The organism is Flavobacterium indicum GPTSA100-9 = DSM 17447 (genome assembly GCF_000455605.1).
Lineage (GTDB): Bacteria > Bacteroidota > Bacteroidia > Flavobacteriales > Flavobacteriaceae > Flavobacterium > Flavobacterium indicum.
This window is the reverse complement of sequence record NC_017025.1, coordinates 502769-525472: the sequence shown is the minus strand read 5'-3', so window position 1 is coordinate 525472 and position 22704 is coordinate 502769. Positions and strand designations below refer to the sequence as shown.

22 protein-coding genes and 1 riboswitch are annotated in these 22704 nt (G+C 32.2%); of the genes, 15 read left to right on the top strand and 7 right to left on the bottom strand.

The genetic code is table 11. The features are described 5' to 3' along the window. Positions 1-40: 40 nt before the first annotated feature. Entirely contained in the window at positions 41-559 is a 519-nt protein-coding gene (locus tag KQS_RS14300) for a hypothetical protein (protein WP_014387579.1), read from the top strand. Between the two features lie 30 nt (positions 560-589). On the opposite strand, the gene KQS_RS02200 is transcribed toward KQS_RS14300, so the two are convergent. Next, complete coding sequence (locus tag KQS_RS02200) at positions 590-2764, bottom strand: carboxy terminal-processing peptidase (protein ID WP_041251960.1); 2175 nt, start codon at positions 2762-2764, stop codon at positions 590-592. A gap of 128 nt (positions 2765-2892) precedes the next feature. Here KQS_RS02200 and surE point away from each other — a divergent pair, with 128 nt between their 5' ends. After that, positions 2893-3657, top strand: coding sequence for a 5'/3'-nucleotidase SurE (gene surE / locus KQS_RS02195; RefSeq protein ID WP_014387577.1), 765 nt, complete (start codon positions 2893-2895; stop codon positions 3655-3657). Here the strand turns inward: surE and KQS_RS02190 are convergent. Beyond that, positions 3652-4680, bottom strand: coding sequence for a LacI family DNA-binding transcriptional regulator (locus KQS_RS02190; protein WP_014387576.1), 1029 nt, complete (start codon positions 4678-4680; stop codon positions 3652-3654). The genes surE and KQS_RS02190 overlap by 6 nt on opposite strands. A 199-nt stretch (positions 4681-4879) precedes the next feature. Between KQS_RS02190 and rplM the strand changes: the two genes are divergently transcribed. From rplM to KQS_RS02165, 5 genes are all read left to right on the top strand, one after another. After that, on the top strand, positions 4880-5335 hold the full coding sequence (gene rplM / locus KQS_RS02185) for a 50S ribosomal protein L13 (protein WP_041252173.1): 456 nt from the start codon (positions 4880-4882) through the stop codon (positions 5333-5335). Beyond that, a complete protein-coding gene (rpsI, locus tag KQS_RS02180) occupies positions 5335-5721 on the top strand; it encodes a 30S ribosomal protein S9 (RefSeq protein ID WP_014387574.1) in 387 nt (128 codons plus the stop codon). Before rplM ends, rpsI begins: the two co-directional genes overlap by 1 nt. Before the next feature lie 130 nt (positions 5722-5851). Beyond that, positions 5852-6610, top strand: coding sequence for a 30S ribosomal protein S2 (rpsB, locus tag KQS_RS02175; RefSeq protein WP_014387573.1), 759 nt, complete (start codon positions 5852-5854; stop codon positions 6608-6610). Positions 6611-6756: 146 nt separating this feature from the next. Then, entirely contained in the window at positions 6757-7578 is an 822-nt protein-coding gene (tsf, locus tag KQS_RS02170) for a translation elongation factor Ts (protein WP_014387572.1), read from the top strand. 56 nt (positions 7579-7634) lie between these two features. Beyond that, complete coding sequence (locus KQS_RS02165) at positions 7635-8525, top strand: DMT family transporter (RefSeq protein WP_041251959.1); 891 nt, start codon at positions 7635-7637, stop codon at positions 8523-8525. Between the two features lie 45 nt (positions 8526-8570). Here KQS_RS02165 and KQS_RS02160 read toward each other — a convergent pair whose 3' ends face one another. Further along, entirely contained in the window at positions 8571-10631 is a 2061-nt protein-coding gene (locus tag KQS_RS02160) for an insulinase family protein (protein WP_014387570.1), read from the bottom strand. Between the two features lie 10 nt (positions 10632-10641). Next, on the bottom strand, positions 10642-11967 hold the full coding sequence (locus tag KQS_RS02155) for a M16 family metallopeptidase (protein ID WP_014387569.1): 1326 nt from the start codon (positions 11965-11967) through the stop codon (positions 10642-10644). 182 nt (positions 11968-12149) lie between these two features. On the opposite strand from KQS_RS02155, the gene rplU reads away from it, so the two are divergent. Together rplU and rpmA are read left to right on the top strand one after the other, a co-directional pair. Continuing rightward, positions 12150-12569 (top strand): 50S ribosomal protein L21, encoded by a 420-nt coding sequence (gene rplU / locus KQS_RS02150; RefSeq protein ID WP_014387568.1) that lies wholly within the window; start codon positions 12150-12152, stop codon positions 12567-12569. Between the two features lie 19 nt (positions 12570-12588). Then, a complete protein-coding gene (gene rpmA / locus KQS_RS02145) occupies positions 12589-12849 on the top strand; it encodes a 50S ribosomal protein L27 (RefSeq protein ID WP_014387567.1) in 261 nt (86 codons plus the stop codon). Between the two features lie 68 nt (positions 12850-12917). Here the strand turns inward: rpmA and KQS_RS02140 are convergent, their stop codons facing one another. From KQS_RS02140 to ahcY, 3 genes are all read right to left on the bottom strand, one after another. Continuing rightward, positions 12918-14015: a DUF4407 domain-containing protein gene (locus KQS_RS02140; protein WP_014387566.1), complete on the bottom strand. Its 1098-nt coding sequence runs from the start codon at positions 14013-14015 to the stop codon at positions 12918-12920. 195 nt (positions 14016-14210) lie between these two features. Then, positions 14211-14756, bottom strand: coding sequence for a hypothetical protein (locus KQS_RS02135; protein ID WP_014387565.1), 546 nt, complete (start codon positions 14754-14756; stop codon positions 14211-14213). A 119-nt stretch (positions 14757-14875) separates the two neighbouring features. After that, entirely contained in the window at positions 14876-16192 is a 1317-nt protein-coding gene (ahcY, locus tag KQS_RS02130; protein ID WP_014387564.1) for an adenosylhomocysteinase, read from the bottom strand. Positions 16193-16344: 152 nt separating this feature from the next. Between ahcY and KQS_RS02125 the strand changes: the two genes are divergently transcribed. The 6 genes from KQS_RS02125 (at position 16345) to KQS_RS02100 (ending at position 22672) form a co-directional block, all read left to right on the top strand. After that, positions 16345-16998: a 4'-phosphopantetheinyl transferase family protein gene (locus KQS_RS02125; protein ID WP_014387563.1), complete on the top strand. Its 654-nt coding sequence runs from the start codon at positions 16345-16347 to the stop codon at positions 16996-16998. Beyond that, positions 16995-17717 carry a geranylgeranylglyceryl/heptaprenylglyceryl phosphate synthase gene (locus tag KQS_RS02120; protein ID WP_157868440.1) on the top strand — a complete coding sequence of 241 codons (723 nt, stop codon included), beginning with the start codon at positions 16995-16997 and terminating at the stop codon, positions 17715-17717. Before KQS_RS02125 ends, KQS_RS02120 begins: the two co-directional genes overlap by 4 nt. Next, a complete protein-coding gene (gene pnuC / locus KQS_RS02115; protein ID WP_014387561.1) occupies positions 17711-18322 on the top strand; it encodes a nicotinamide riboside transporter PnuC in 612 nt (203 codons plus the stop codon). Before KQS_RS02120 ends, pnuC begins: the two co-directional genes overlap by 7 nt. Further along, a complete protein-coding gene (locus KQS_RS02110) occupies positions 18292-19827 on the top strand; it encodes a DUF4301 family protein (RefSeq protein ID WP_041251958.1) in 1536 nt (511 codons plus the stop codon). Before pnuC ends, KQS_RS02110 begins: the two co-directional genes overlap by 31 nt. Beyond that, positions 19820-20221: an alternative ribosome rescue aminoacyl-tRNA hydrolase ArfB gene (gene arfB, locus KQS_RS02105; protein ID WP_014387559.1), complete on the top strand. Its 402-nt coding sequence runs from the start codon at positions 19820-19822 to the stop codon at positions 20219-20221. Before KQS_RS02110 ends, arfB begins: the two co-directional genes overlap by 8 nt. A 66-nt stretch (positions 20222-20287) precedes the next feature. After that, positions 20288-20380, top strand: a riboswitch (TPP riboswitch). 102 nt (positions 20381-20482) lie between these two features. Beyond that, positions 20483-22672: a TonB-dependent receptor gene (locus tag KQS_RS02100; protein WP_014387558.1), complete on the top strand. Its 2190-nt coding sequence runs from the start codon at positions 20483-20485 to the stop codon at positions 22670-22672. Positions 22673-22704: the final 32 nt, after the last annotated feature.

Here is a 22704-nt window from a genome sequence, read left to right as displayed (position 1 = left end):
ATTTGCAAGTTATAAATATTAATTAAAACATTAAGTAAACATGAAAACAAAATTGATATTAGCCATAGGTTTATTTGGATTACAGATTGGAATATCACAAGAAGTACTAAAAGACAGTATTAATGGTCAGAATCAACTGAAAGAGAAAACTTTAAACGAAGAACAACAAAAGATATTAAAAGAAAAGGAGAAAGCGGAAAAAGAAAGAGAAAAAGCAATAAAAGAAGCTGAAGAACAAAAAAAGAAAGCGGAAAAAGAATTAAAAAAAATAGAAAAAGAAAGAAAAGAAGCTGAAAAGGAAAGAGATAAAGCAGAAAAAGAAAGAAAAAAATTAAATGATGCCAAAAACAAAGTTGTAAAACTTAAAGAAGACATCATTAAAAATAGAGAAAAAATAGAAAAAGAAAGAGAGAAATTAGATAAAGACAAAAAGAAAGGAAAATTAGCTCCGAATGATGAAATAAAAAGACAAGAAAAGATAGAAAAATTACTAAATAAAGCTACTGAACTTCAAACTAAATTAGAAAAAGCAGAAATTAAATTAGCTAAAATGAATTAAAAAAGGCGCTTAAAAGCGCCTTTTTCATTATTATTTCACTGCTGTGATTTCTTTTGTTTTTTTCTTCTTGTTATTTTTAACAATAACTTTTAAATCTTTAATTGTTAAATCATTTAATACATTTAATGATTCATCAACATAAACATCTTTTACCAAGTCTTCATGCCATCTTTCTCTTTTTTGTTTTAATAAATCATCTGTTTTAAACAATTCTTGTTCATAGGGCAATGAATTAAAAACCAAATTATTTTTATATTCTTGTATCGCTTTAAATTTTTTAGTTTCTTTATCTAAATCAGCTATTTCTTTTTTATAAGCATCATATTTTAAATGAACAATATTATCTTCTTTTCTATCATTAATCCATTTCGCATTTTCTTCTATTAATTTAAATTGTTCATTAGAGGCAATTCTACTTTTGCTTTTTGCAATTTGTGTTTCAAATCCAGAAGTTACAACCGAATATTGTGCAGGATCAATTTTATCCCAAGCCATAGCATTCTTTTCATCTTTTTCACCAGTTTCAATAAAAGCAAATCTGTCTGGAACAACTATATCGCTCTTTACACCTTCTAATTGAGTAGAACCTCCATTAATTCTATAAAACTTTTGTGTTGTTGCTTTTAAGGCACCTAAATCACCAAATTTACTAGTTCTAACAAATTGATTTAAATCAAAAACATTTTGAACCGTACCTTTACCATAAGTCTGTTTACTTCCAATAACAATACCACGTTTATAATCTTGAATTGCGGCTGCAAAAATTTCAGAAGCCGATGCAGAATAATTATTTACCATAACCACTAACGGACCTGTCCATTGTACTTGAGGGTCGTTATCAGGTAAAACTTCAGCTTTTCTACCTGCAGCTTTTACTTGAACAACTGGTCCTTTTTCAATAAACAAACCTGTCATTTTAACCACCGTTTCTAATGAACCTCCTCCATTATCTCTTAAATCCATTATAATTCCTTCTACTTTAGCTTCTTTTAATCTTTCAATTTCTAAAGCAACATCTTTGTAAGCATCGCGTTTTTGTTTGTTTTCAAAAGAAATATAGAACTTTGGCAAATAAATAATACCGAATTTTTTCCCGTCTTTTTCTACAACTGCTGATTTAGCAAATGTTTCTTCCGTTTCCACTTCATCTCTAGTAATTGTAATTACTTTAATTGTTCCATCAACTTTCTTCACCGTTAATTTAACAACAGTACCTTTAGGACCTTTAATTTTTTTGATCACATCATCTAAACGCATTCCAGAAATATCAACAGGCTCGTCATTTCCTTGAGCAACTTTCAAAATTACATCACCTGCTTCCAACTGTTTTCCTCTCCAAGCTGGACCACCACTAATCAATTCTACAATTTCTACAGCATCATTTTTCTTAGAAAGACGCGCACCTATTCCTTCAAATTTTCCACTCATGCTTACATCAAACTTATCTTTATCTTCTGGTGAAAAATAAAAAGTATGAGGGTCATATTGCATTACTATTGCATTCAAATACATAGAAAACCAATCTTCACGAGTCAATTCAGCAATAAATGAATAATTATTATCTAAGTTACTTTTCGTTGATTTTCTAGCTTCTTGTTCTAATTTTTCAAATGGTGTAACAGCATAAGTTGCATCTTTAGATTTTTTTTCTTCTTCTAATTTTTCTTTATCTGTTATGGTAGACAATAAAGTTAGTTTCAAAATTTTAGTCCATCTATTTTTTAAATCTGCTTCATTAGTCGCATAAGGAAGCTTTTCATAATCAACATTTAACGTTTCGTCTACATTAAAATTAAAAGGTTGAGCTAAAAGATTGGTGTAGATTTTTTTAGACTCTTCCATTCTTTTCATTAAACGATTGTAGGTTAAATCAAAAAATGACAAATCCTTATCCTTAATCATATTGTCTATTAACGTTTCATATTTTTGAAACTCATTAATATCAGATTGAGTAAAATACCTTTTTGTTGGATCTATCGACTCAATATAAGCAGCATAAGCTTTTTTTGAAAAGTCATCATTAATTTCAACAGGAGCATAGTGTCCTTTTTCCAACACAAAAGACAGCAATTCCAACAACATTTTGTCTTTATCACCATCTTCAGCTTTTTTAGAAGGCATAAAACTCCATAATACAGCCGATAAAGCTGCTACAATTACTATTACTTTATAATTTCTTTTCATAAACTCTACTATCTTTTCCATTAATATTCTCTAAAACTATGCCAAATAAGACACTTATTTAACTAAAATGTTACATCAAAAACAAAATTAGCATATTACATTCCAATAATAAATAAAAAATAATACTTTAGCAATAAATTTAACATTGCATGAAAAAAGAATACAACATATTAGTTACAAATGACGATGGCATTGCTGCTCCAGGCATAAAGGCTTTAACCGAAGTAATGCAAGAAATAGGAAACATAACTATTGTTGCACCTGATAGTCCGCAAAGTGGAATGGGACATGCCATAACAATAAACAGTACATTAGAACTAAGACATCATCCTGATTTTTTACATACCGATAGTGCTTACAGTTGCAGCGGCACTCCTGTAGATTGTGTTAAAATGGCAGTACATGAAATTATGAAAACACGTCCAGACATTTGTGTTTCTGGAATTAATCACGGTTCTAATTCATCAATAAATGTTATATATTCAGGCACCATGAGTGCTGCAGTTGAAGCAGGTATTGAAGGGATACCCTCTATTGGATTTTCACTATGCGACTATAATTGGGATGCTAATTTTGAGATTATAAAACCTTATGTAAAAAAAATTGCTACAGAAGTTCTTTTGAATGGATTGCCTGAAGGTGTGATTTTAAATGTCAATTTCCCAAAAACAGAAGCAATTAAGGGTATAAAAATTTGCCGTCAAGCAAAAGCCTTTTGGGAAGAAGAATTTGACAAACGAATCAACCCAATGGGAAAGGAATACTATTGGTTAACGGGAAAATTTGTGAATCACGACAAAGGTGAAGATACTGATGAATGGGCTTTAGCAAATGGCTATATTTCAATAGTTCCTATACAATTTGATTTAACAGCCTACCATGCAATACAACATTTAAATTCTTGGAATTTATAATTTACGTACCGAATCTCTTTTTCTTAATTCTGTTTTTATAATTTCGGTTTGATAATTTATTAGTTCCTCAGCATCTATTTCTTGTTCAATACGATTAATAAGCAATTCAGCTGCTTTTTGACCAATTTCGGGTGCGTGTTGAGAAACCGTCGACAAACTTGGCGTCATTCTTTTTGACCATAAACCATCGGCAAAACCAATAATTGAAATATCATCAGGTATTTTAAATCCTTTTTTTAGAGCCAACTTCATACAAGCTACAGACACGTGCTCGTTTAATGCAAAAACACCATCTGGTTGTTCATCTAATAAAGCCTCTATTTTAGAATCAAACTCTTCTTGAGATTGCGCAAGAAGTACAAATTTATCTTCCACCAACAAATTATTTATTTTCATCGCATCAAAAAATCCTTTCGCTCTTAAATCACCAACACTTAAATTATCAATAGTAGATAAAATGGCTATTTTTTTACAACCTGTATTAATTAAATACTGAGTAGCATGCAAACCCGATTCATAATCATCCACAATAACTTTATCACATTTTAATTCATTCGAAATACGATCAAATAAAACAATAGGAGTACCTCCTTTTATTACTTCTTTCAAATGCGTTAAATTATTTTCTTTTTGAGTTTCTTTAGCTAATGCCAATACAAATCCATCAATAGCTCCATTATCAAGCATTTCTAGCATTTGCTTTTCCTTAACCAAAGATTCATTAGATGTACAAGTAATTAAATTATAACCTTTCTTGTTTGCATATTTTTCAATTCCAGAAAAAACCTTTGCAAAAAACGGATTCAAAATATTAGGCAAAATAACACCAATAGTATAGGTACGTTTGCTCTTTAAATTTTTGGCAACACTATTAGGCTTGTAATTACGTAACTGAGCAAACTCTTTAATTTTTCTTTTCGTAGCCTCGCTAATTTCAGGACTGTCACTTAATGCTTTAGACACAGTTGAAGTCGAAACACCGAGTTCTTTGGCTAATTCTTTAAGTGTTGCTTTTGATTTCATATACAAGTAATTAATCATCAAAAATAGAAAATTTAAGTTATAAATAAAGAAAAAAAACCAAGCGATAAAAAGAATAAAATTAATCCTTTAAAAATCAATGAAAAAGAATTTTAAAAATGAGTTTGTAATATTAATAATTAATTGTACTTTTGCACTCCCTTAATTGGGAATGGAATGTTTAATTAAAATTATTAGCAAAGTGAACACATTAAGCTACAAGACAATTTCAGCGAACAAAGCTACTGCAGACAAACAGTGGATTGTTGTTGATGCTGAGGGTCATAACTTAGGACGTTTTGCTTCAAAAGTAGCCATGTTACTTAGAGGTAAATACAAGCCTAATTATACACCTCACGTAGATTGTGGAGATAACGTAATTGTTATCAACGCAGAAAAAATCAACTTAACTGGAAACAAATTAGATGACAAAATTTACATGCGTCATACAGGTTATCCAGGAGGACAAAGAACTTTAACTGCTAGAGTTCAACAACAAAAAAATCCAGCTATCATCGTGGAGAAAGCTGTGAAAGGAATGTTACCTAAAAACAAATTAGGTGCGCAATTATTCCGTAATTTAAATGTTTATGTAGGAACAGAGCACAAACATGCTGCTCAAACTCCTAAAACTGTAAATTTAAACGATCTTAAGTAATGGGTACAATTCACAAAATCGGTAGAAGAAAATGTGCAGTTGCACGTGTTTATGTTACAGAAGGATCTGGAAACATTACAGTTAACAAAAGAGAATTCGCAAACTACTTCCCTACTGCTACATTACAGTACAAAGTATTACAACCGTTAACAATGACGAACAACGAAAACAACTTCGATGTTAAAATCAATGTTTATGGTGGTGGAGCAACTGGTCAAGCAGAAGCTGTAAGAATGGCTATTGCTAGAGCAATGTGTGAAGTTGAAGCAGAAAACAGAAGCATCTTAAAACCAGAAGGATTATTAACAAGAGATCCACGTATGGTTGAGCGTAAAAAATTCGGTCAGAAGAAAGCTCGTAAGAGATTCCAATTCTCTAAACGTTAATATTTATTATTTATTAAAATTGTTGTTATTATCTCTGTCAAAAGAGGTTAGTTTAGCATCTAAATGGTTAAGACCGACACAATCGCTACTTAATCATTGCTAAGTCAACAGAACGTAAACTATTACAAAAATGGCAAACAAAGTAGAAGTTAAAGAATTATTAGAGGCTGGAGTTCACTTCGGACACATGACTCGTAAATGGGATCCAAACATGGCTCCTTACATCTATATGGAGCGTAATGGTATCCACATTATCAATCTATATAAAACTGCAGCTAAAATCGAAGAAGCTAATGAAGCTTTAAAGAAAATCGCTGCTTCAGGTAGAAAAGTATTATTCGTTGCTACAAAAAAACAAGCTAAAGATATCGTTGCTGAAAAAGCAGCTGCTTGTAACATGCCTTACATCACTGAAAGATGGCCAGGTGGTATGTTAACAAACTTCGTTACTATTCGTAAAGCAATCAAAAAGATGGCTTCTATCGATAGAATGAAAAAAGATGGTACTTTCAACACATTATCTAAGAAAGAAAAATTACAAATTGAGCGTTTAAGAGCTAAGTTAGAGAAAAACTTAGGATCTATTGCTGATATGACTAGATTACCAGCTGCTTTATTTGTAGTTGATATTAAAGCTGAACATATCGCTGTTAAAGAAGCTAAAAAATTAAACATTCCAGTGTTTGCAATGGTGGATACAAACTCTGACCCACGTCAAGTTGATTTCGTTATCCCTGCTAATGACGACGCTTCTAAATCAATCGATAAAGTTTTATCTTTAGTATCTTCTTCAATCGTTGAAGGTTTATCTGATAGAAAAGCTGAAAAAGATGAGCAACCAGCAGAAGCACCAGCTGTACAAGCTGAAGCTAACGCTAGCGAAGAATAAAAAATATAGTTAATTCCAAAAGTTAAATTCCAAGTTCCAAACATCTTAACAATTTGTTGTTGATTTGATAAATTTGGAATTTGGGATTTAATGATTGGAATTTCTTTTTTTACAACAACAATTATTAACTTATAAAAATATTACAAATGTCAATTACTGCTGCTGACGTTAATAAATTAAGAGGAATTACAGGTGCCGGAATGATGGACTGTAAAAAAGCTTTAGTTGAAGCTGAAGGAGATTTCGAAAAAGCAATCGAAATCTTAAGAAAAAAAGGTCAAAAAGTGGCTGCTAACCGTTCTGACAGAGAATCTTCTGAAGGTGCTGTTATCGCTGCAGTTAATGCTGACAACACGGTAGGTGTAGTTATTTCATTAAACTGTGAGACTGACTTCGTTGGTAAAAACGAAGGTTTCGTAAAATTAGCTACTGATTTAGCTAATCAAGCATTAAACTATGCTGATAAAGATGCTTTCCTAGCTTCTGACTTTGGTGGAATTACTGTTAATGAGAAATTGATGGAACAAACTGGAGTTATTGGTGAGAAAATTGAAATCGGTTCTTTCGAAAGATTAGAAGGTGCTTTTGTAAATTCATACATCCACGCTGGAAACAGAATCGCTACTTTAGTAGCTTTATCTGCTAAAGTTGACGGTGGTGATGAAGCTGCAAGAAACGTTGCAATGCAAGCTGCTGCAATGGCTCCTATCGCATTAGACGAAAACGGTGTTGATGCATCTATCATCGAGAAAGAAATTGAAATCGCTAAAGATCAATTAAGAGCAGAAGGTAAACCAGAAGCTATGTTAGACAACATCGCTAAAGGTAAAATCGCTCGTTTCTTTAAAGATAATACTTTAGTAAATCAAGATTATATTAAAGAACCTTCAATGAATGTTGCTGCTTATGTTAAATCTGTTGATGCTAACTTAACTGTAACTGGATTTAAAAGAGCTGCTTTAGCATAATCTATAAAAATATACTATTTTTGAAGGCTGTCAATAGACAGCCTTTTTTATTTGCTATGGAAACAAAAAATTCAAAATGGTTAGTTCTTTCCCTACTCGCCTTAGTTTGGGGAAGTTCTTTTATACTAATGAAAAAAGGACTCGAAGGTGGACTTACCCCCTACCAACTCGGCGCTTATAGAATACTTTTTACCTCTTTATTTTTACTACTAATTGGGTGGAAAGAACTTCTTCAAATTTCAAAGAAAAAAATACTACCCATAATTGCTGCAGGCGTATTAGGCAATTTATTACCTGTTTTTCTTTTTGCACTTGCTCAAACTCAAATTAGCAGTTCCATAAGTTCAACACTCAATTCTTTTACCCCTTTAAATACTTTAATTATAGGCAGTATTTTCTTTGGTCTTACATTTACCAAAAAACACGTTTTAGGAATATGCATTGGAATAATTGGTTGTCTTATATTAGTATATGCTGGCGCAACAGGAAATCCGTCTAAAAACTACTGGTATGCCGTTTTAGTAGTCATTGCCACTTGGTGTTATGCAAGTAACATTAATCTAGTAAAAAAATATTTATCAGACGTTACACCTTTTGCCATAACCGTTGGCAATTTCACCTTTTTATTAGTTCCTGCTCTTCTTATTTTATATTTCACAGGCTACTCAATTAAAGAACCACAAATGGCTTCTAGCTTTTTACCAATCAGCTCAATCCATCCACTGATTTATGTCGCTATTTTAGGCATTATCGGCACAGGAATAGCCAATATATATTTTTACAAATTAATTCAAATATCATCACCACTATTTGCCTCTAATGTTACTTATTTAATACCTATTGTAGCGACTATTTGGAGTTTTATTGATCATGAAAAAGTTTCACTCGCACAAATTATTGGAACAGGAATCATATTAATAGGCGTTTACATACCCAATAAAAAATAAAAAGGCTGTCTTTAGACAGCCTTTCATTTGTATCAAAAGATTGGATTATTCAAAATCTTTATCAGTAACTCCCTCGTTAATTTTTACTTCTTGAGTAATAAACTCTAAAGGCATACCTACATTTAATGTCATTTTATAAGGGAACTTGATTCCTTTTACATCAACATAATCGTCAAAATTAATGGTTTGAGAAGATTTTTGACCGTTTCTTTCCACTTCTTTCTCTTCCGCAACTTTTAATCCAGATTTTGTATCATAAAAATATTTAGTCTTACCTGATTTTACCACATACGTTTCAATACCATCTAAAGACTCAATACCTTCTAAAGTTACATCTTTTGCTTTTAACAATTCTAACTCAATAAATGGAACCGCACGTGATCTTGAATCAGCATATTTATCTTTTTCCATTTCTCTTCTTTGACCTTGTTGAATTTCAAATCCAGCTTTATCATTGATTTTCAAACCACCCAATTCCATTCCCATTCCAGAAATAACGAATGATAATTTCTTAGCTGTAGAAACTTTTTGGTTCAACATTAACTCTTGCCCTTGGATAGAACCTTTAGCTACTAACATATAAGTTTTAACACCCACTAAAGCTTTTTCACCACCAATTGCATCAACATATTTTTTAACAACAGTTTGTGCTGTAACTCCAGCTGGAATAGGTTTTTTAACTTCAGGTTTAGAAACCGAATTTCCGTATTTATCAAAATAAGAAATTGGCCATCCTTCTTTCTTAGCTGTTGCTTCTAAATTTGGTAATACATCAGCCGCTTTACCCACGATTACAACTCTTGTGTTGTTAGCTAAGAAATACTTGTTAGCTGCATTTTTAACATCTTCAGCAGTTACCGCATTGATATTTTTGATGTAATTTTCATAAAAATCATCAGGTAACATTTGTGTTTTAATATTCAATGCATAACGAGCAATCGTAGCTGGTTTTTCAATTTGCATTACAAAGTTACCAATGTATTTAGCTTTAGCATTATCTAACTCTTCTTTAGAAACCAACTCCGTTCTTATTCTTTTAATTTCATTAAAAAACTCAACAACAGCACTGTCTGTTACTGCATTTCTTACTGAAGCACTCGATCTAAATTTTCCAACATATTTACCTGAATACAAAGAAGAATAAGCTCCATACGTCCACCCGTGTTTTTCACGTAAGTTTAGGAACAATCTTCCTTCACCACCACCACCTAAGATTTGGTTAGCCATTAATGCAGCAAAATAATCTTTATCCGTCATTTTTAATGAAGACAAATTCACTAATGATATTTCAGATTGAACTGCATTTGGCATATCCACAAAATTAATTTGAGAATATTGTAAATCTTTTGGCGTATTATAAGATAATGCAGGTGGCGCAGCTGCTTTCCAATTATCTCCACCAAACAATTTTTCTACTTTTTTCTTTACTTCTTTAAAAGAAACATCACCTACAATTACTAAATAAGCATTTGCAGGAACAAAATAAGTATTATAATTATTAACCACATCTTGAAGACTCACATTTTTTAGCGTTTCTTCCGTAGTAAATTCACCATTATAATGATTTTTACCATAAACCAATACATTCTCCACTCGTCCAGCTATGGCAGGTACATTTTTTTCATTCGATTTTAAACCTTCAATAATTTTAGCTTTTTCAGCATCAAAATCTTCTTGAGAAAATACAGGATTTAAAACACCATCGGCTAATAATTCTAAAATTCTTGATGAATATCTAGACAATCCATTTGCCGAAGCACCTGAAGCGTAGAAATTCATATCTGCACCTAAAAAATCAATTTCTTCATTGAATTTTTCTTTAGAGATTGATTCCGTTGCATTACCAATCATTGCAGATAACAAATCTGAAACACCTTTTTTATCACCTTCTGCGTAAGGAGAATTATCTAAGGTTAAATTATAAGAAACTCTAGGCAATTTATGGTTTTCTACCACCATAACCTTTAAACCATTTTTAAGAGTAAATGATTCAGGCTTCTTAATGTTAATCACTGGTGCAGGACCAGATTTTGGCATAGGTCTATCTTGTGCTTGCATCGTCATTGTTAAAAATAAACTGGCTGCTACGTATATATACTTTTTCATCTTGATTTAATTATTTTTGAGCTTTTTCTTTAGCTGGTTCATAATTCAATAACAATCTTTGATTCGGATTTAAGTATTTTTTAGCTACTTCTCTAATTTCCTCTCTAGTAATTGAACGGTAAATATCAATTTCTGTATTAATTAAGTTGATATCCCCGTATAATAAATAATACGTTGCTAAATTATCAGCAATACCTTCTACACTAGCATTTGCGCTAACGTAGTTGTTCTCAAATTTATTTTGTAATTTTTGGAAATCTTTCTCAGAAATTAAATCATTTTGAAGTTTAACAATTTCAGCATCAATTTCACTAACTAAATTATCAGTAGTTGTTGCCCCCATTGGTAAACCGTAAATAAAATAAGTTCCATAATCTTCTTGACTATAATTGAAAGCAGAAACTTGTAGCGCCATTTTTTTATCATCTACCAATTTTTTATATAAAACTGATGATTTTCCGTCAGATAAATACGTTGAAATCATATCTAAAATACGCGCATCACGTGTTTTCATTGATGGTGTTCTATACGCTGTAACTACCATAGGAATTTGAATATTAGGGTCTTCCCATTTCGCATTAATTTGTTGCGTAATAGGCGCCTCTTCAAATTTTTGTCTCGTTACAGGAGCACCTTTAGGAATAGCACCAAAATATTTTTTAATCCATTCTTTAGCTTGAGCCGAGTCAAATTGACCTGCCACAACTAATACCGCATTATTTGGCACATAGAATTTTTTATTAAACGCTTGGAATTCTTCTAAAGTAGCTGCATCTAAGTGTTCCATTTCTCCGATAGTTGTCCAACGGTAAGGATGCACTTTAAACATATTTGTTTTAACTGCTTTTAATAAATTACCATAAGGTTGGTTATCTACACGCAATCTTTTTTCTTCTTTTACCACCTCATTTTGCGTATCTACCCCAATTTGGTTAATTACAGGGTGCATTAAACGCTCAGATTCCATCCAAATAGCTAATTCCAAATTATTTGATGGAAAAACTTCATAATAATACGTTCTGTCGTCAGTCGTATTCGCATTATTGTTACCCCCATTAGCTGTAACCAATTTAAACCATTCTCCACGACCAATGTTTTTAGTCCCTTCAAATAATAAATGCTCAAAAAAGTGAGCAAAACCAGTTCTGTTTGGTTGTTCATCCTTTGCACCTACGTGATACATCACTGATGTAACTACTACTGGAGCTGAATTGTCTTGATGTAAAACCACATGAAGACCATTCTCTAAATCGTATTCTTCAAATGCCACTTTTTGTGCATTTGCAGTACTTCCTAGCATAGCCATAGTTCCTAAAGCCATTACAATTTTTTTCATAATAAGTTTGTAGTTAAATATAACATTTCAAAAATAAGTCGAAAAAAAAATGATTTTGTTACAATATGCGAGTAAAATTTCACAGAACTACTCAAAATCAAAAAAATAAAGTAAGTGTATTGCAGGATAAATAAAAAGCAGTATATTTGCACACTTAAAAAATTAATTAAAATCATATTGTTATGTACGCAATCGTAGAGATAGCAGGGCAACAATTCAAAGTAAGCAAAGACCAAAAAGTTTTTGTTCACCGTTTAGCTTCAGAAGAAGGAACTAAAGTTACTTTTGACAAAGTATTATTAGTTGACGATAACGGGAACATCACTTTAGGCGCCCCAGCTGTAGAAGGTGCTTCAGTAGAAGCTAAAGTGTTACAACACTTAAAAGGTGACAAAGTAATTGTTTTCAAAAAGAAAAGAAGAAAAGGTTACAAAAAGAAAAACGGTCACAGACAAGCGTTAACTCAAATTTTAATTGAGGGAATTTCAGCAACAGGAGCTAAGAAAAAAGCAACTAAAAAAGCTGACGTTGAAGTAGCAGAAGGTGCTGAAGAAGCAAAACCGAAAGCAAAAGCAACAAAAACTAAAAAAACTGAAGAATAACAATTAAAAATATTACGTCATGGCTCACAAGAAAGGTGTCGGTAGTTCGAAGAATGGTAGAGAATCAGAATCGAAACGTTTAGGCGTTAAGATTTATGGTGGTCAAGCTGCTATTGCTGGAAACATCATTGTTAGACAAAGAGGTTCAAAGCACAACCCAGGACAAAATGTTTACATGGGTAAAGACCATACTTTACATGCTAAAGTTGATGGAGTTGTTCAATTCCAGAAAAAAGGTGACAACAAATCTTATGTATCTGTTGTTCCATTTGAAGCATAATTAAAGTATACTTTAAAAAATAAAAAATCCTGAAGAAACCTTCAGGATTTTTTTTGCATCATACAAAATTATACTTTCTTAAACTTACTCAAATATTCCTGCGATTGCATTTCTAAAACTGCTTTAGCGTTTTTCTTTTTTAACTCATAAAGTTCTTGATCTTCACGTAAATCGTTATAAACACCGTCATACATTTCGGCGCTGGTTTTCTTTTGTAAATCGCGTTGGTAAGCATTTTGTTCGATGAGGGTTTTATAACTGATTTCGGCATCTTCATATTTAAAATCGTACTCGCTTTTACTCGCTAATAGCTTGGCAATAATCGGCGACGTTTCGATAGCCAAAAACAACAACATAATAAAAAACGAAGGCAAAAAAGGCAATTTATTCAACGCATTAATACGCGCCATTAAACCATCAAACCCATCAATAATCGGTTGAGAATCCGCTACTTTTTTATCTAAGTCGGCTTGCAATATTTTACCCTTTGCTTCTTTTTCGGCAATCGTTTTAGCACTACTCACTTTTAAAGAATCTAATTGCTTTATTGCAGCATCATGAGCCGCACGTTTTTCTTTATAAATAGGCCCTTTACCCATTTTCTTCGTTCCTGCAGAACCTTCAGCTTCAGTTATATACGATTGATACAACGCCGCCACTTCTTTTTCTTTAGCTTTAATTTGATTCTTCAAACTATCAATTGACGCTTGGTTTTTATCAACATCAGTTTTAAAATAATCGGCTACTTGTTTTTTGTTGGCAATAGCCATTTCATTCTTTTCCTTCAACAATACCGTATTAATTTCTTTCTCAAAAATCTTAATTTCTAAGGGTTTTGATATTACAATTGCGATAATCATCGCTAGGACAATTCGCGGAGACGCCTGAATGAATTCGTCCATAAAATTACCTTTCTTACGAATGGTAGAAACAATAAATCGGTCTAAATTGAAAATAAGCGAGCCCCAAACGAAGCCAAAAAATACAGCCATGTATACATTATCAAAAACCGTATATAAGGCATAAGCACTGGCGATAAAAGCCATAACAGCAGTAAAGAAAACAGTAGCTCCAATACCGGCATATTTGTTTTGTTCGCCATCGGAGCAAGTGGCAATAAGATCTTTGTCCGCTCCCGAACAAAGAATAAAAAATCTTTTTAACATGACTATTCGTTTTTAATGAACCAAAAGCCTACACTTCTAGTTAGTTGATTTTTTCCGCTACGCTCCAAACAATTCGGCACGCCTCGGGTGATTTGATGATTACAAATTTGTTGCCAAAAATGAATATTTGTTACATTTTTACAAAAAAATATCTGACAATCAATTCATTAAAAACGAAATAGTTGTGAAATTAATTTAATATTGAGGTAATTCTCTAGTTTCTTTTATCAGCATATCGCCTTCAAAAATATAAATATTCCCATTCTCAGGTATTTCTTTATCGGATTGAATTGCCAACACATCTCGCATAAATAACTTGGTATAAGTTGCTCGTATGTGGTTTTGATAATAATCTGTATTAATCACAAACAACGGACTCTCAAACGAGTTTCTTTGACCCAGTGTATCGTCTAAGTGTGCATATCCATTCATAACCAAAAACAATTGGTATCCGTTTTTCTTAGCATACGTTTCATAATGCATCATAGGCTTACAATAGTCTGACGTACATCCATTTTTAAAGACATAAACAATTGATTTGTCGTGTTTACTTAATTCCGTTCTCAGTTGCTTACCCGATATTTTATAGATATAATCGGGAGACAATGCCTTAAACGACTTAAGTTCTACAATTTTGGCTTTATTCTCTACAGAAACTTTATTAAAATCATCGGAATACCCATTTACTTGAATACTACAAGAAGACACCAATACGATTAAGAAGAAAACGATTTTTTTCATTGTTACGATTTTCAACAAATATAGTTAACTTTTTCTTACAATAAAAAAACCCTCACATTTCTGCAAGGGTTTTGTTAGATTATCAGATACGAATTCGACTTATCGAACAGTATGACTTATTAATATCTGTAGTATTCTGGCTTAAATGGACCTTTTACATCAACACCAATGTATGCTGCTTGTTCCTCGTTTAAAACTTCAAGCTCAACACCTAATTTTCTTAAGTGTAAATCGGCAACTTTTTCATCTAAATGTTTAGGCAACATGTACACTTCATTTTTATAAGCTGAAGCGTTTGTCCATAATTCAATTTGAGCTAACGTTTGGTTAGAGAAAGAGTTACTCATTACGAAAGAAGGGTGACCTGTAGCACAACCTAAGTTTACTAAACGTCCTTCTGCTAAAATAATCACTTCTTTACCGTTAACTGTGTAAATATCTACTTGTGGTTTAACCTCAACTTTAGTAGCACCAAAATTTTGGTTTAACCAAGCCATGTCGATTTCATTGTCGAAGTGACCAATATTACAAACGATAGTTTTATCTTTCATTGCTTCGAAATGACGACCAACAACAATGTCTTTATTTCCTGTTGTAGTAATTACGATATCAGCATTTGCAATTACTGTATCTAATTTTTTCACTTCGTATCCGTCCATAGCCGCTTGTAATGCACAAATAGGATCGATTTCAGTAACTGTAACAATTGAACCTGCTCCACGGAATGAAGCCGCTGTACCTTTACCTACGTCTCCGTAACCACAAACTACTACTCTTTTACCTGCTAACATTACATCAGTTGCACGACGAACAGCATCTACTGCAGATTCTTTACAACCGTATTTGTTATCAAATTTAGATTTAGTAACTGAATCGTTTACGTTAATTGCTGGCATGTATAATGTACCATTTTTCATTCTTTCGTATAAACGGTGAACACCTGTAGTTGTTTCTTCAGATAAACCTTTAATTCCTTCAACTAATTCAGTGTATCTATCAAATACCATGTTAGTTAAATCCCCACCATCATCCAAAATCATGTTTAATGGTTGTCTATCTTCACCAAAGAATAATGTTTGTTCAATACACCAATCAAATTCCTCCTCATTCATACCTTTCCAAGCATAAACTGGGATTCCAGCAGCAGCAATAGCAGCAGCAGCGTGATCTTGAGTAGAGAAAATGTTACAAGAAGACCAAGTAACATCTGCACCTAAAGCTACTAATGTTTCAATTAACACAGCAGTTTGAATGGTCATATGTAAACATCCAGCAATACGCGCTCCTTTTAAAGGCTGGCTTGGACCATACTCTTCACGGATAGCCATTAATCCTGGCATTTCAGCTTCTGCTAATGTAATTTCTTTTCTTCCCCATTCTGCTAAAGAAATATCTTTAACTTTGTATGGTACATACGGAATTGTTTTTGTACTCATTATTTTTACTAATTAATTTTATTAAATTTGAGGGTGCAAATTTACAACTTAAGTTTGTATTTTCTAAATATTAACGTAATTTTTATGATTTGTTCATCATTGTAAATATTTGAAATACAATCATCTAATTTTAAACACTATATAAAAGCGGCATGCCATTTCATAGTTCTATTTCTATAAGTCCAACAATAACAGCTTATTTTTGGAAAAATTCTGAAACACTAGAAGATTTATTCGATCAAGTTTTACTAAAAGACAGCTCAATTAAAAGACTGGAAGGCATGCAATCCATTGAACATAAAAAAGGATTTTTAGGTGTGCGAATGTTGGTGCAACATATTGGCTTCACCGATTTTGATTTGGTTTATGATGCGACAGGGAAACCGCATTTAGAAACGAATAACACCATTACAAGTACTAAAATTAAACACATTTCTATTTCTCATTCCCATGAATTTTCAAGTATTTGTGTAAGTACAGATGAAATTATTGGTGTTGATTTAGAAAAAGTGAAAGAAAAAGTATTGCGTATTGCTCCCCGTTTTATGGATGTGACTCATTTAGAGGATTTATCAATTGAAAAGCAAACCAAAAAAGCTACTGTAATTTGGGGTGTTAAAGAAGCTATTTTTAAGATTAAAAATGAAGTTGGCATTAGTTTTCCAGACCATATCTCGGAAGATTCTTTTACTTTAGAAGACAAATCGGGCTCTGCACATTTACATTTCAACTCGATTCACGAATCTTTTTCATTTCAATTTTATGAAATAGAAAGTTTTATATTTGTGTGCGCAAAGCCAAAATAATGACGATTTATCAAAACATAGTAGCAGCCAAAAAAGAGAATAAAAAACTTTTGGCAATTTTAATTGATCCTGATAAAACAGCAATTGAACAAATTTCTGATTTAGTTATTAAAATTAATCAATCCCCAGCTACACATATTTTTATTGGAGGAAGTATAGTTGAGCAAGTTTCAATAGACGCTTTAATTCGTGAACTAAAAAAAGAATGTCAATTACCCATTCTAATTTTCCCTGGCCATCCTTCTCAAATATCACAAGAAGCAGACGGTTTATTATTTTTAAGTTTATTATCAGGTAGAAATCCGGATTACCTTATTGAACATCATATCAATTCTGTAGAACTTTTAAAAAATAGTGTATTAGAAATTATCCCTACTGGCTACATTTTGATTGAGGGCGGAAAAGAAACGGCCGTTCAACGTGTCAGTCAAACCCTTCCAATTGAAAAAGACAATATTGAATTAGCCTTTAAAACCGCCAAAGCTGGAGAATACCTGGGCAAAAAACTCATTTATTTAGAAGCTGGCAGTGGGGCTGCAACACCTGTACCAACGGATATGATTACTTACATTTCTTCTAATCTAAACATCCCATTAATTGTTGGCGGTGGCATCCGAGATTTAAATACGATTGACACCATTTTTGAAGCCGGCGCTGATTTAGTGGTAATTGGAACTGCTTTTGAAAATGATTCTAATTTTTTCACACCTTTATGTTAGAATTTTTAATTGACCAATACAAAAATGTGCCTCTTTGGAAAATTGCAGCAGAAGCAATAGTATTTGTTTTTGGAATTATCAGTGTGATATACGCCAGAAAAGAAAATGTTTTAGCCTACCCAACTGGATTAGTATGTACTGTAATAACCGTATATCTTTTATACATTGCCCATTATTATGGTGAAGTAATTTTAAACACCTATTATTCTGTAATGAGTATTTATGGATGGTACAAATGGTCGAAAAAAACCAACCAACCCGATTTAAAAATTACGCGCACCAATAAAAAAGAAAAAATTATAGGTTTAGGTATTTTTGCTATAACCGCAATTATCACCTATGGTGTATATGTTTTTTTTGATTACCATCTTGAAATTCCCAATTATATTGATATTTTTACATCTGGATTATTCTTTACTGCTATGTGGTATATGGCGCTAAAGAAAATTGAAAATTGGACCTTATTTATCATAGGCGATGCTATTGCAGTTCCTTTATTCTTACATAGAGGATACGGCATGTTAGCCTTGCAATATGTAATATTTACAATTTTGGCACTATTAGCATATTTAGAATGGAGAAAATATTTAGCGAAGCAGATTTAAAATACATTGTTGAACGAGGGAATTCATTAGATAAAATAATGCAGCAATTGCATTATTTTAAAAATGGTATTCCTAAAATTAATTTATATAAATCAGCTACAATTAATGAGGGTATTTGGAAATTGAACGAAAAAGAACAACAACATTATGTTGACTATTTCGATTCCAATAAAACTAAATTTGTTATTGAAAAATTTGTTCCAGCCTCTGGTGCTGCTACAAGAATGTTTCAGTTTTTAAATGAGTTTTTAAATAATTTTAATCCAGACGAAGATACTATTACGAGCTATATCAATAAATTTAACGATCCTAATTTAAATATTTTTATTGTAGGTATTCGCAATTTCCCTTTTCATCCAGAATTAAAAGAAAAAACGAAACAACTTTTTCCTGAATATAACAAATACACTTCTGATCAAAAGGTGTATGCCATTATAAAAACGCTATTAAGTCCGGAAGGCTTACATTTTGCTTCCAAACCTAAAGGCATATTACCCTTTCATGTTAAGAACGGTGAAATTCACACACCTATTGATGAACATGTAACTGAAAGTGAGTTTTATCAAAAAGAGAATCAAAAATCGAAAATTCACTTTACTGTTTCCAAAGAATTTCAAGCGCATTTTGAATCGATTTTAAGTAAATACAACAATATTGACGCTACTTTTTCCTACCAAGATCAAACCAGCGATACCATTGCTGTTGAGGCAAACAATTTACCTTTCAGACTTGAAAATAATGAATTGTTTTTTAGACCGGGTGGTCATGGTGCGCTAATTGACAATTTAAATCAATTAACTTCAGATGTAATTTTTATAAAAAACATTGATAATGTGGCGCAAAACAACATTAAAACGGGTATTGAAAACAAAAAAATATTAGGTGGAATTTTACTGGAATTACAAACGCAAATTTTTATTTATCTAAGTGAATTACAAAACGAAAATATAACTGAAACTACAATTCATGAAATAAAAGATTTTGTTGAACATCGTTTGTCTATGCCTTTGTTAGACGAATTTAAAATGTTTCAGAAAAATTACCAACGCGAGTATTTAATTAAAGTTTTAAACCGACCTATTCGAGTTTGTGGAATGGTAAAAAATGAAGGTGAACCAGGTGGCGGACCGTTTTGGGTAATTGACAGCAAAGGTCGTCAAACCCTGCAAATAGTCGAATCCTCTCAAGTGGATTTACAAAATGAAAAACAACGAGAAATTTTTAAAAATTCTACTCATTTTAATCCAGTTGATTTAGTTTGTGGCATTAAAGACTTTAGAGGAAATAAATTTGATTTAACCAAATTTGTTGATCCTGATACCGCGTTTATTACAGAAAAAACTAAAAACGGAAAACCAATCAAAGCCTTTGAACTACCCGGATTGTGGAATGGCGCCATGGCTAAATGGATTACTATTTTTGTTGAAGTACCACTCACAACTTTCAATCCTGTAAAAACAGTGAATGACTTATTAAAACCGGCACATCAACCCAATCATGAATAAAGAGGTATTGCTTTCAGAACTTAACTTCAAAGCGGTTAGAAGTAGTGGCGCTGGTGGACAAAACGTAAACAAAGTCGCTTCAAAAATGGTATTGATATTTGATGTGTTTTCAACTTTAGGATTAAATGAAGAAGAAAGAACTCGAGTACAAACGAAGTTAAAAAGTAAAATTTCTCAAGAAAACTTATTGATTTTAACTTGTGACGAGGACCGAAGTCAGTTGAAAAACAAAAAAATTATCACCCAACGTTTTTTTGACTTATTAGAAAAAGCACTACAAGTACCAAAAGTTAGAAAAGCAACTACGGTATCAAAATCAGCCAAAGAAAAACGTTTACAAGAAAAAAAGAAAGCTGGTGAGATTAAAGCTAATAGAAGAAAATTGGATTTTTAGCAACCGTAAGAAATCTATTTAATCAAAAATTGAATTTTGTAATTGAAATTGAATTACTATCTTTGCCCCGTCTCAAAGGGGTGCTTGTTTTACAGGCTGAGATTATACCCATAGAACCTGGGCGGGTAATGCTGCCAAGGAAATGAGAAATTTCTTGACTTGCTGAACTTATCTCAGCATCAAAATTCTCAACAACATTTATTAACTAATTATTTTTTAACCAAGAGTAATTACCCCTTTTATTCGTAAAATTTACGAATGATGCAATCATTATTTAAAAAAAGAGCCAAGAGGCTCGAGTCAAAGAAAAAAGTAGTTACGAAACTATCAACTTTTTACTTTTTACTTTTTACTTGTATCTTATTTTCACAAGAACAACCCAAAGATTCTGTAAAATCAATCGAAGAAGTATTAATTTCTGCGGTTAGAGCAACAGACAAAAATCCAGTTACTTTTACAAATGTTGCTAAAGAAGCTATTGCTCCACGAAATTTAGGACAAGACATTCCTGTTTTATTAAACTTTTTACCCTCAGTCGTAACTTCAACAGACGCAGGGGCTGGTGTAGGCTATACTTCCATGCGTGTAAGAGGAAGTGACGGTTCACGCATTAATGTAACATTAAACGGAATACCTTTTAACGACAGTGAAAGTCAAGGTACCTTTTTTGTGAATCTACCCGATTTTGCTTCGTCTTTAGAAAGCGTACAATTGCAAAGAGGAGTAGGAACTTCAACAAGTGGCGCTGGTGCCTTTGGAGCAAGTTTAAATATGCAAACCAAAACAGCTCAAGAAAAAGCCTATGCAGAAATTGCCAACTCAGTAGGAAGTTTTAACACCAGAAAACACACATTAGCTTTCGGAACTGGAATTCACAACAATTTTGAAATGAATGCTCGTATTTCCAACATTCATTCAGATGGATATATTGACAGGGCTTCAAGCGATCTATTCGGGTACTTTTTTAATGCCAATTATATTACTGAAAAAACAATTGTAAAAGCAATTATTTTTGGTGGAAAAGAAAAAACCTATCAAGCTTGGAATGGTTTAGAAGATGAAGACAAATTACGAAATGACAGAACCTACAACACTGTTGGTCAGTATACGGATGAATTTGGCACTATCAAATTCTACGACAATGAAACGGATAATTACAATCAGAATCACTTCCAATTATTATGGAATCAAAAGTACGGATCAAAATGGCAATCTAACATAGCTTTGCATTACACCATTGGTAAAGGTTATTTTGAACAATTTAGAGAAGATGATTCATTTTCCGATTACAACTTACCGGATTACAATGGAAACTCTACTACCGATTTAGTTCGCAAACGTTGGTTAGACAATGATTTCTTTGGCGCGACTTATTCCTTAAATTATTCAACCAAAAACACCGATATAATACTTGGCGGAGCTGCCAATCGTTATTTAGGCAATCACTTTGGTGAAGTGGTTTGGACACAATATTACATTCCATCACAAAACAGGTATTATAACAATTTTGGAAACAAAGATGATGTGAATTTTTACGGAAAAGCATCCCAACAATTTGGCAAATTAAATGTCTTTGCCGATTTACAATACCGTATGGTTTTTTACAAAGCCAACAGTACAAAATTTGACGAGGTTAACGACACCTTCCGTTTCTTTAATCCGAAAGCTGGAGTTACTTATACTTTAAACAATAACAGCTCTATTTATGGATATTTCGGAATCGCGAATAAAGAACCTAGAAGAGATGATTATGAAAATGGTGCGGCAAAACCAGAACGTTTATTTGATTATGAATTAGGATGGAAATATGTAAAATCAAAAATTAAAGTAAATGTAAATGCATTTTTCATGCATTATCAAAATCAGTTAGTAATGACAGGTGCATTAAACGACGTAGGTTCGCCTGTTTTTGCTAATAGTGGAAAAAGTTACCGAGCAGGTATTGAAATCGAATCCACTATAAAACCTTATAAATGGTTAATCGTAGCACCAAATATCACGTTAAGTCAAAACAAAAACCAAGATTTTTATTTTCAAAGAGATGGTGTTTTAACCAATTTAGGAAATACTAATATTGCCTATTCACCCAATGTAATTATTGGAAACAATATAACATTCTTACCTATTCAAAATTTACAATTAAGTATCTTATCTAAATTTGTAGGAGAACAATATATGGGTAATATCGATTCAAAACGTTCAATATTATCGGATTATTTTGTAAATGATTTGAATATTAATTACGAATGGAAAATAAATAAAGGTGTAAAATCAGTTGTTTTCTCAGGATTAATCAACAACATCTTTAACAGAATGTATGAGTCTAACGGGTATTTCTATACCTATGATGATAATTGGAGTAATCCGCCAGCTATAACAACTATTGAAGGCGCAGGATATTATCCACAAGCGGGCATTAATTTCTTAGCAGGTATTACTATGAAATTTTAGTTTTTTTGCATATTTATTTTAATTAAAAAGGT